We start from the raw sequence: 10,905 nt of genomic DNA, 5'->3' as shown, positions 1-10,905 counted from the left end.
ACGGTAAGAAGACTGCTAAGAAAGTTTCAATGGGTTCAACCTTCACTGCTAAAGCAGTTAAGAAGACTAATGGCAAGAAGATTGTTAAGATTAACAAGAGCCAATGGTTGAACATTAAGGACGTTGTAAAGGACTAATTCTTTTAGATCAAAACAAATAAATAATTCTTACATGATGAATACCATGAAAAAAGGAACGAGTTTTGCTCGTTCCTTTTTTATTACCTACTTGCATCCCTTCCCCAGTGTTTTAACTCCAAACACAAAAAGAACGATGAAATCAATCATCGTTCTTCTTTCATTAACTATGAATATGCAATTTAACTAAAATTCGTTCAATTTTGCTACCCATAACTTTTTGGGCTAAATCTGTCTTTATTGTGGCTAGGCCATAAAAGACAATTCCCACGCCTACTGATAAAATTACCAGAATCAAGGCAGATATTCTATGATCTGGGTTTAAGAACTTGCCTAAGCCCATCTCAACTAATTTAACAATTAGGAACATCCCTATCGAAAATGCGGTAATACCAACCAAGCGGCGGCTTGTTCTATTCAAATTAAAGTCATACTGTATTTCTAAGTGCTTCAATGACAACAGAACAATCACCAATAAGCCTAAGTTGGTTGCAACTAACGGTCCATAAATCTTGAACAAAAAGATCATCGGATATTGCAAAATGCCCTTCAGGATTAAACCTAAAACTAAATATTTTATTGCCAATCCATTTTCTGACAAACCTTGCAAAACCGCCATCAATACTGTAAAAAGTCCTAAACTGATTGCAGTAAATGATGACAAGTATAAAACGTTGCTACCTAATGGATCTGGGCCATAGAAAACCGTATAAATCGGTTTACTAATAGCGGCCATTCCGAATGCAGCAGGAATCATCACGAACAAGAACAAGTCCATCGTATTAGCAATTTGCTTAGAGATGCTCTTAAAATCGCCTCTAGTATGTGCAGCTGACAAAAGCGGAATCGCTGTCACTGCCATTGCACTTGCCAAAGACACGATAATCATGATCAACTTATTGGCATTAAGACCAAATAATGCATACCAATCTTCAATTGTATCTGAACTTGCATGAACCAGCCCTGCAATCATTGGGTGGAATGTATATTGGTCTACTAATGAGAATAAAGTTATTCCTGAATCGATAATAATAAATGGAATTGCCTGTTCAATAATTTCCGCAAATAGTTCGGTTGTGGAAACTTTTAACCTATTATTCGAATTAGCAACCAAATTATCTAATTGTTTTCGCCGTGAAAACAATAACCAAACTAACAGGCCAATCCCAAATGCGGCACCAATTGCGGCAGCCAAGTTTGACTGGATAACGGCATGAACATAAGAGCCGTGCTGCACTTGCATGATCACAAATGCCGTTAAAAGCATCCAAACTACTCGAGCAAATTGCTCCACAAACTGTGACATCGCACTTGGCATCATGTCCGCATACCCTTGGAAGTACCCACGCATGATACTCAAGATCGGAATAATCAAAATCGCATAAGACAAACTACGCATAACTGCAATTTGTCTTGGATCGCTTTGACTACCGTTAGATGCCAGTAGCGGTGAGGCAAAATACATGATCGCAGCAGAAATTACTCCCAAGAAGGCCATTAAAATTAACCCTTTATGGAATAATTTTCGCCCAATTCCATATTCATTTAAGGCATTATACTTAGCCACCTGTTTGGCAATCGCTCCCGGAATTCCGGCCGTCGAAATTAGAATAAATATCGTATAAATATTATAACTTCGCGCAGTTAAGGCATTGGCAATATTCCCATAGTCCCCCATCCAGGCATACCAAGGAATAATATACAACGCACCTAAGATTCTAGAAGCAATCGACCCAAAGGTCATCCAGGCAGAGCCCTTTAAAAACGTGCTTTGTGTATCTTTGCTATCTAAATTATTTTCTTCTTCCATCAATTTTTCCTAATAAAAAGCATTAACTAATTAATTGTCACTCAATTTGCTTCATAAAGCTCAACTTCATAAAGCTTTTAGGAAAAACTTAACTTATTTAGCAACGATATTAACAATCTTGTTAGGTACAACGATAACCTTCTTAACGTCCTTACCTTCCAAGAATTTTTGTACGTGTGGTAAAGCCATAGCTTCTTTTTGAACAGCATCACGATCTGCATCCTTAGCTGCTTGGAACTTACCACGAAGCTTACCGTTAACTTGAACCATAATTTCCACAGTTGATTCAACTAACTTAGCTGGATCATAAGTTGGCCACTTAGCATAAGTAATTGATTCATCATGACCAAATACTTGCCAGATTTCTTCCATCATGTGTGGAGCAACTGGAGCCAAAAGCTTAACAAATCCTTCTGCGTATTCACGTGGAATACTCTTAGCCTTTTGCGCAGCATTGATGAAGACCATCATTTGAGAAATAGCGGTGTTGAAGTGAAGAGCGTCAAAGTCTTCAGTAACCTTATTAACAGTTTCTGCATAAACCTTGTCGAGTTCACCATCGTTTTTATCCACAATTCTTTCTTGTGGAATTGCCTTAAGGTCAAGGTCGTTAACAAACAAACGCCATACACGATCTAAGAACTTCTTAGTTGATGCTGGACCATTGTCATCCCAGTCAATTGAAGCATCAAGTGGTCCCATGAACATTTCGTACATTCTAAGTGAATCTGCACCGTATTCATCGATCACTTCATCTGGGTTAACTACGTTACCCTTTGACTTAGACATCTTTTCGTGGTTCTTCAAGATTAAGCCTTGGTTGTACAAACGTTGGAATGGTTCCTTGGTTGGAACAACACCCAAGTCGTAAAGAACCTTGTGCCAGAATCTAGCGTAAAGAAGGTGACGAACTGCATGTTCTGCACCACCGATGTAAAGGTCAACTGGAAGCCATTGCTTCAATAAGTCGTAATCAGCTAATTCTTTATCATTGTGTGGATCAACATAACGTAAGTAGTACCAACTTGAACCAGCCCAGTTAGGCATAGTGTTGGTTTCGCGCTTACCTTTTCGACCATTTTCATCAACTACGTTTACCCAGTCAGTTAAGTTAGCTAATGGACTTTCTGGAGTACCGGATGGCTTGATATCAGTTGCATGTGGTAAACGAAGTGGAAGTTGATCCTCTGGAACAAGTGAAGTAGTACCGTCTTCCCAGTGGATAACTGGAATTGGTTCACCCCAGTAACGTTGACGACTGAAGTCCCAGTCACGAAGCTTGTAGTTAACTTTCTTTTCACCGCAGTTGTGTTCTTCAAGCCAGTCAACCATCTTCTTCTTGGCATCCTTGATGTCCAAACCATTCAAGAATTCTGAGTTAATGTGTGGACCATCTTCAGTGAAGGCAGCCTTAGATAAGTTGCCACCTTCAAGTACTTGATTAATTGGCAAATCAAACTTTTTAGCAAAATCATAGTCACGATCATCGTGAGCTGGAACTGCCATTACGGCACCAGTACCGTAACTTGCTAAAACGTAGTCAGAAATCCAAATTGGAACTTCTTTGCCGTTAACTGGGTTAATTGCGTAAGCACCAGTAAATACACCGGTCTTATCCTTGTTTAAATCAGTTCTTTCAAGGTCTGACTTAGATTCAATCTTCTTGATGTAAGCATTAACTTCGTCTCTATGACCGTCAGTGGTAATTTCTTGCACCAACTTGTTTTCTGGAGCAAGAACAGTGTATGAACAACCAAACAAGGTATCAGGACGGGTAGTAAAGATATCAAAAGTCTTGTCACTGTCTTTAATCTTGAAAGTTACTTGTGCACCAACTGAACGACCAATCCAGTTACGTTGCATTTCCTTAACTGGTTCTGGCCAATCCAAATCGTCAAGGTCTTCCAAAAGACGATCTGCATAAGCGGTCATTTTAAGCATCCATTGACGCATATTACGACGGTATACTGGGTAACCACCACGTTCAGTTTTACCATCAATAACTTCTTCGTTAGCTACAACAGTACCAAGGTCTGGTGACCAGTTAACTGGAACTTCAGCTTCATAAGCAAGGCCCTTCTTATACATTTGTTCAAAGACCCATTGAGTCCACTTGTAGTAGTTAGGATCACTAGTAGTAATTTCACGATCCCAGTCGTATGAAAAGCCTAACTTGTTAAGTTGACGCTTAAAGTTGGCAATATTGTTTTTAGTAACAACTGCTGGATCTTCACCAGTCTTTAAAGCATATTGTTCTGTTGGAAGACCAAATGCATCCCAACCCATTGGGTGAAGCACATTATAGCCTTGTGCACGCTTCATACGTGAGACAATATCGGTTGCAGTATATCCTTCTGGATGACCTACGTGAAGTCCCTTACCAGATGGGAATGGGAACATGTCCAATGCATAATAATTTTTCTTCTTGGGATCTGTACCTGTCTTGAAGGTATCATGCTTTGCCCAATAATCTTGCCATTTCTTTTCGACAACTTTGTGATTATACATATTTTTCCTCTCTAACAAAAAAGTCCTATGATTCTATCAATCATAGGACGAAATAATCGCGGTACCACCTAAGTTCCACATCAAAAATGTGACCCTTAATCGCTCCTTAACGCGGATGGCAACGATAGGTTTCAATACCAGGACAAGTTCACAATTCCATTCTAAGACTTCACAGCAACCAGTCTCTCTCTGAAAAAATATCCTTGTTACTACTTCCTGACCTTTATTTTCTTATAGATAATGATTATAATTTACCACAAATGCTAAAAATTACAAGGGGAGACTTTTTTTGATTAATACAAAAAATCCACCAAGAGATACTCTGGTTCCAGGGATAATCTTTGTGGTCATCTACGCAGCGTGGGCGATGCTTGTTTCATCTGGTTCACCGTTTATCCACAGTTTCGACAATGCAGTCATCAGCATTGTCTGCAATAATAATCCGACAAATGTCGCTTTTGCAAAAACCTTTACCAATTTAGGCAATACCAGCACGATTACGATAGAAACAATTATCTTATTTATTCTTTTAATTACGTTTAAACAATATGCTTATGCTTGGTTCACAGCAGGCGTCATGATCTGTGCCAACGGTTATAACTGGATTATCAAACACGCAGTTGAGCGCCAACGTCCAACCGTTCACCATTTAGTTTATGCCGATGGCTACAGTTTTCCATCAGGTCACTCAGTTGGTAGTGCCGCATTATTTGGAGTTTTAATTATCTTGACAATTTTATTAATTAAAAGCAAATTCTGGAAAACTCTATTAATTATCATTTGGGCGTTGTTCCCGATCTTGATCGGCTACACAAGAATATTCGTCCATGTGCATTATCCATCTGATGTCTTTGGAGGTTGGATTGAAGGAATTACCTTTGTTTTACTTGGTTATTCATTCTTATACCACTTTTACATTGAACCAAAAATGTTAGAAAAATCGCGAAAATAAACAAAAAGACTAGTGAATTTAATTTTCACTAGTTTTTTTGTTGGTTAGATTCACAATCTGCGTAATAATAAGTAATGTAACTATTTGAACAAATCAATTAAACGATAATAATTTTATTAGTTTAAGGAAACAATTTATGAAAAATTTTAAGCCTTGGAAAAAATATCCACTTATTGCTGATGAATTAGCTGAAGTCGATGCTTTGATTCAGCACACCATTCAAACTCCTCATCAGAGTTTACAGACTGCTTTATTAACAATGGCCGACAACGGTGGCAAATATCTGCGCCCCAGCCTTTTATTATTAGCAGCACATGTAGTCGGAAAAGTTAATCAACAAACTATTAATTTAGCTTCATCTATCGAAATTTTGCATATGGCAACTTTGATTCATGATGATATCATCGATGATTCTGATCTGCGTAGAGGCAATATCAGCATTCAAGCAGAGTTTGGCAAAGATGTCGCTGTGTACGCTGGTGATTTATTATTCACCAACTTTTTTGATTTAATGCTGGATACAACTGCAGAACACGAGTATCTGGTGCGCAACGCGCAAACTATGAGCCATATTTTAAATGGAGAACTCGGTCAAATGGCTGAACGCTTTAACTTAGAGCAGACCTTTACGGATTATCTAAACGATATCAAAGGTAAAACCGCCGCCCTCTTCCGTTTAGCAGCTGAAGAAGGTGCACATTTTGCGGGTGGGAATGCCGAAGAAAGTGAAGCTTTAGCCAATTTTGGAGAAAATCTAGGAATCGCATTTCAAATTGTAGATGATTTATTAGACTACACAGGCAGCGACAAACTCAATAAGCCTACTTTAGAAGATTTAGCTACCGGTGTTTATTCCTTGCCACTTTTGCTTGCACTTGATCAGCCCGAGTTAAGACAAAAGCTGTTGCCTATTTTAAATAAAAAACGCGAAATGTCCGTTTCAGATATGCAACTAATTCAAGAAATTCTCGTTAATAGTTCCGTTATTGAGAAAAGTAGGAAACTCGCTCAAGATTATGCCCAAAAAGCGGTTGACTGTTTAGCTATTTTTCCAAATAATAGTGCAACAACATTACTTAAGAAAATGCCGCAACAATTGTTGAAACGCAGCTTTTAAAACAAAAATCCAGACGCATTAAAGATGCATCTGGATTTTTTATTTGGTATTAATTTTTTGATCACGATATGTTCGGTTCAAAACGATGGAAACAATTATCACGATTAATGAAACAAAATATACGGCTTTTAATCCACCCAAAAGAACTTGACGCAACTGTGGAATCGTATTGGCTGCTAGCGTCTTGGCATTTTCCGCAGAAACGATTTTATTCATCATCCCTTGAGTCAATCCAGGGTGCTTAGCTAAACCATGAGCTACCGCCGTATTAAAGGCAATACCGTAGATTGAAATCATCATAGTTTGACCCAAATATTTCATCAAAGTATTAAATGAAGTTGCTACCCCAATGTCAGACTTAGATACTAGCACTTGAGAATGAACCTGAGATGCCGTTGTAATAACCCCAAATGCGGTACCGTTAAAGGCTGCGACAATACAGAATACCCAGAATGGTGTGTAAATTGGTACTAAAAGCAATACCAAATCTGTGATCACCAATACGCCTAACATATAATCATAAGTCCGCTTAATACCCCAGCGGCCAAGCATCCAGCCTAGAATAAACGAACCTACAATCCACATTAAAGAACTTGGTGTAACGGCAAAACCAGCAAGCGAGGCGTTAGTTCCGTTAATTCCCTGCATCCAAGTTGGAATATAGAATTCAAAGCCAATAACTACCCCACAGATAAGTAGAGTAATTAGATTGATTGCCAGGAACTCTCTATTTTTCAGCATTGATAACGGCATTATTGGGTCCTTAGCGCGCTTTTCTGCCTTAAAGAAGGCAATTACCGATACCACAATTAAAAGAGCTAAAATAGCCATTATTGCAATATTGGTATTTTCGCCAAGATCCTGTAAGAAGAACATCAAAGCTAGCAGTAAAATTACCAACCAAGTTGTACCTTGCAAGTCCAACTTTGATTTGGCATTGTGCTTTGGTTCTTTTAAATAGAAAATAACCAGCAAAAAGGCGATAATTCCGATCGGAACATTAATATAAAAGACCCAGTGCCAAGACAGATGTTGAACAATAAAACCACCTAATAGTGGTGCAATTACTGAGGCTACTCCCCAAAAGCCAGAATTGAGTCCTAACAGTTTTGCCCGTTTTTGCAAAGTATATAAATCCGCAATCAGCGTAATAGCCACCGGTTGAACTGCTCCTGAACCTAATCCTTGAATTGCTCTAAATACAATTAATTCAATCATATTCTGAGCTAAGCCACACAATGACGATCCAATGACAAAGAGTGCAATCCCAAATAAAAAAACTGGCTTTCGCCCAATGCTATCTGCCAGTTTTCCATATAAAGGAGTTGACACAGCCGTCATCAAAAGAAAGATTGATACAACCCAATTCATAATTTCCAATCCATTCAGATCAGAAACTATGGTTGGCATCGCAGTAGAAACAATCGTTCCTTCAACACCAGACATAAAAGTAGTCATAAAAATCGCAAGCGTGACTAGTGACACGTTTGTTTTTTTCATTTTTACTCCCTCTTTTTATTATTTATTGTTTTTGATGTAATCAAGTAAATCTTGAGTTTTATCGGTCTTTTCCCACGGTAAATCGACATCTGTTCTGCCGAAGTGACCATATGCGGCAGTTTGTTCATAAATAGGACGACGCAAATCAAGCATCTTGATGATACCTGCTGGACGAAGATCAAAGACATGACGAACTGCTTCAGTCAAAAGATCATCATCCACCTTACCGGTACCAGCTGTATCAATCATAATTGATACTGGGTGAGCCACACCGATTGCGTAGGCTAATTGTACTTCACAGCGATATGCAAGACCAGCTGCCACGATATTTTTAGCAATATAGCGAGCTGCATAACTAGCACTACGGTCAACCTTTGTTGGGTCTTTACCTGAGAAGGCACCACCACCATGACGAGCATAACCACCATAAGTATCAACGATGATCTTACGTCCAGTTAAACCAGAGTCACCCTTTGGTCCACCAATAACGAAGCGTCCAGATGGGTTAATCAAGAACTTGGTCTTTTCATCCAAGTAGCGAGCTGGAATAACTTCTTTAATTACTAAATCGATCATTGCTCGACGAATTTCGTCATTAGATACTTCTGCATCAGTTTGAGTAGAAATAACTACAGTATCAACACGAAGTGGATTCTTGTTCTCATCGTATTCAACTGTAACTTGTGCCTTAGCATCTGGACGAAGCCATTCTAGAGTATGATCCTTTCTCAATGAGGCAACACGTCTCATTAAGCGATGAGCAAGTGAGATTGGCAAAGGCATTAATTCTGGTGTTTCCTTAATAGCAAAACCAAACATCAAACCTTGGTCACCCGCACCAATTTGATCCAATTCGTCTTGATCAGACTCATTTTCTCTAGTTTCAAGTGAATGATCTACACCACCCGCAATATCAGGTGATTGCTCATCAATATCCACCATGACGGCACAGTTATTGCCATCAAAACCTAATTCAGGACGATCATAACCAATTCTCAAGATGGTCTTACGTACTACGTCTTGAATATCAACATAAGCACTAGTTGAAATTTCTCCGAAGACAAAAACCATACCTGTAGTTACAATCGTTTCACATGCTACATGTGAATTAGGATCTTTTTCCAACATTGCATCCAGAATAGCATCTGAAATTTGATCAGCAACCTTATCTGGGTGTCCTTCAGAAACTGATTCTGAAGTAAACAAACGTCTTTCCATAATAGTCCCCCTATATAGACATTAGCTATTCGGTTACAAGGCATCTTCACTGTTAATAGTGAATCCTTTCAGGACTTGAACCGATAAAATTATTTTGTTCGTTCTTTTTGCATAAAAAAAGAACTACCGTCTCCGCGGTAGTCCCGAACAATGGAGGATACAGGGCTCGAACCTGTGACCTCCTGCTTGTAAGGCAGATGCTCTCCCAGCTGAGCTAATCCTCCATAAGTGACCCGTACGGGATTTGAACCCATGTTACGGCCGTGAAAGGGCCGTGTCTTAACCACTTGACCAACGGGTCATATCTCTTAATCAAGAGTACTTTATTATAATAACTAAATCAATTTTAAAAGTCAAGAACTTTTTTAACTTTTTCATTTTTTAGTTATCTGAGTGACATCTCAATCACAACGCTTATTATATTACTAGACATCCTTAATTTATGCAAGGGTTATTTTGAAAAAATTTGAAATAATTTTTGATAATTGTTTTTCATCCATTGATAGTAGCTAACGCCATTAGGCATCGTCTCACGTACATCAAGTACTGGCACGTTTGAGTGCTTAGCTAAGCTTACCATATTATTAACGGTACTGCTTGATGCTTGGACATTATTAACGAAGAAAGCAATTTTTCTCTGTTTGATACCCATTTGCATTTCGTGTACAACCTTAGCGTTTGGATCAGTTTCATTTTCTACAGCCTCTTCAAAAGCTGGATTACCAATTTTAAAATGGCACCGCTCTAAGGCATAATCAAATACCGGCTCACTCACATAAACTGGCTTCGCCTTTCTTCCATTTATTTTGTCGGCCAATTTCTTTATCGTATCTATTTTATTCAAATAAATTTTGGCATTAGTTTTAAAATAAGATGTATGCTTAGGATCAATTTGACTAGCTTTTTTAACAAGGTAGGCCACGTATTTTTGTGGCATATTCAGGTTATACCAAATATGAGGATTGTCGCCCTGTTTTAGTCCCATAAGCTGCTCTCCTACTTTAGTAACATGAATATCATTTGCATTAGCCAAATTAGTCATCCAGCTGTCATATCCCAAACCATTTGCAATAACGATATTGGCATTGGCTACTTCTTTAGCGGAGCCAGTAGTAGGCTCAAAATCATGGGGATCGGTATCGCCATGATTGATAATTGCCTCGACTTTACCGTGCTTACCCACGATATTTTTGGCAATATTGGCATAAATATTAGTTGATGTGACAATGTCGACTTGATGTTTCTGAGTATTTTCCTCTTTTTTAGTTGAACAGGCTGATAGAAAGAATAATAAAAATACTACCAGTAGAGAAGAAAACAGAACTTTCTTTTTATTTTTCATTTTAATACCTTCTTGCTACTTATTATAAGGTAAGAAAAAAGAGATCATAACGAATATGATCTCTTTTCTTCATTTATCTACGGAGTGTGAGGGATTTGAACCCTCGATACAGGTATAAGCCCGTATACATGATTTCCAATCATGCTCCTTAAGCCACTCGGACAACACTCCATACAAGAGTACTCCGGCTGTCAGACTCGAACTGACGACATCTTGATTAACAGTCAAGCGCTCTACCAACTGAGCTAAGCCGGAATATTAAAAAAGAGCACGGCAGCTTCCTTTCCTCGCAGGCAGTTGCCCACCAACTACTTTCGGCGT

At 38.6% G+C, this 10,905-nt stretch carries 7 protein-coding genes, 4 tRNA genes, 1 riboswitch and 1 other annotated feature; of the genes, 2 read left to right on the top strand and 9 right to left on the bottom strand.

Features of this window, described 5'->3' with window-relative positions; all coding sequences use genetic code 11:
• Positions 1-300: 300 nt before the first annotated feature.
• Positions 301-1,947, bottom strand: coding sequence for a polysaccharide biosynthesis protein (locus CP357_RS08300; RefSeq protein WP_098037038.1), 1,647 nt, complete (start codon positions 1,945-1,947; stop codon positions 301-303).
• Between the two features lie 93 nt (positions 1,948-2,040).
• The gene (leuS, locus tag CP357_RS08295) at positions 2,041-4,455 is read right to left on the bottom strand and encodes a leucine--tRNA ligase (RefSeq protein WP_098037037.1); all 2,415 of its coding nucleotides are present in this window, start codon (positions 4,453-4,455) and stop codon (positions 2,041-2,043) included.
• Positions 4,456-4,495: 40 nt separating this feature from the next.
• Positions 4,496-4,688 (bottom strand) — a binding site (T-box leader).
• Positions 4,689-4,744: 56 nt separating this feature from the next.
• On the opposite strand from leuS, the gene CP357_RS08290 reads away from it, so the two are divergent.
• A complete protein-coding gene (locus CP357_RS08290; RefSeq protein WP_025006408.1) occupies positions 4,745-5,407 on the top strand; it encodes a phosphatase PAP2 family protein in 663 nt (220 codons plus the stop codon).
• A 136-nt stretch (positions 5,408-5,543) separates the two neighbouring features.
• Positions 5,544-6,524 carry a polyprenyl synthetase family protein gene (locus CP357_RS08285; RefSeq protein ID WP_056945496.1) on the top strand — a complete coding sequence of 327 codons (981 nt, stop codon included), beginning with the start codon at positions 5,544-5,546 and terminating at the stop codon, positions 6,522-6,524.
• 39 nt (positions 6,525-6,563) lie between these two features.
• Here the strand turns inward: CP357_RS08285 and CP357_RS08280 are convergent, their stop codons facing one another.
• From CP357_RS08280 to CP357_RS08250, 7 genes are all read right to left on the bottom strand, one after another.
• Entirely contained in the window at positions 6,564-8,024 is a 1,461-nt protein-coding gene (locus CP357_RS08280) for an MDR family MFS transporter (protein WP_025006407.1), read from the bottom strand.
• A gap of 18 nt (positions 8,025-8,042) precedes the next feature.
• Positions 8,043-9,242, bottom strand: coding sequence for a methionine adenosyltransferase (gene metK, locus CP357_RS08275; protein WP_098037036.1), 1,200 nt, complete (start codon positions 9,240-9,242; stop codon positions 8,043-8,045).
• Positions 9,240-9,328, bottom strand: a riboswitch (SMK box riboswitch). Its footprint overlaps the gene before it by 3 nt.
• Before the next feature lie 65 nt (positions 9,329-9,393).
• Positions 9,394-9,466 (bottom strand) — tRNA-Val (locus CP357_RS08270).
• 5 nt (positions 9,467-9,471) lie between these two features.
• A tRNA-Glu gene (locus tag CP357_RS08265) sits at positions 9,472-9,543 on the bottom strand.
• Between the two features lie 150 nt (positions 9,544-9,693).
• On the bottom strand, positions 9,694-10,584 hold the full coding sequence (locus CP357_RS08260) for a metal ABC transporter solute-binding protein, Zn/Mn family (protein WP_098037035.1): 891 nt from the start codon (positions 10,582-10,584) through the stop codon (positions 9,694-9,696).
• 80 nt (positions 10,585-10,664) lie between these two features.
• Positions 10,665-10,755: transfer RNA gene (locus CP357_RS08255), tRNA-Ser, on the bottom strand.
• An 11-nt stretch (positions 10,756-10,766) separates the two neighbouring features.
• Positions 10,767-10,839, bottom strand: a tRNA-Asn gene (locus tag CP357_RS08250).
• Positions 10,840-10,905: the final 66 nt, after the last annotated feature.

It is taken from the genome of Lactobacillus sp. UMNPBX6 (assembly GCF_002553975.1).
Taxonomy (GTDB): domain Bacteria; phylum Bacillota; class Bacilli; order Lactobacillales; family Lactobacillaceae; genus Lactobacillus; species Lactobacillus gallinarum.
Note: the sequence above shows the minus strand (reverse complement) of the source record. Positions and strands in the feature narration are given on the sequence as shown.

What these genes read in the sequence shown, in the direction of transcription:
- CP357_RS08300 (WP_098037038.1), bottom strand. Translation starts at nt 1,947, where the DNA reads ATGGAAGAAGAAAATAATTTAGATAGCAAAGATACACAAAGCACGTTT.
- CP357_RS08260 (WP_098037035.1), bottom strand. Translation starts at nt 10,584, where the DNA reads ATGAAAAATAAAAAGAAAGTTCTGTTTTCTTCTCTACTGGTAGTATTT.
- metK (WP_098037036.1), bottom strand. Translation starts at nt 9,242, where the DNA reads ATGGAAAGACGTTTGTTTACTTCAGAATCAGTTTCTGAAGGACACCCA.
- CP357_RS08285 (WP_056945496.1), top strand. Translation starts at nt 5,544, where the DNA reads ATGAAAAATTTTAAGCCTTGGAAAAAATATCCACTTATTGCTGATGAA.
- leuS (WP_098037037.1), bottom strand. Translation starts at nt 4,455, where the DNA reads ATGTATAATCACAAAGTTGTCGAAAAGAAATGGCAAGATTATTGGGCA.
- CP357_RS08280 (WP_025006407.1), bottom strand. Translation starts at nt 8,024, where the DNA reads ATGAAAAAAACAAACGTGTCACTAGTCACGCTTGCGATTTTTATGACT.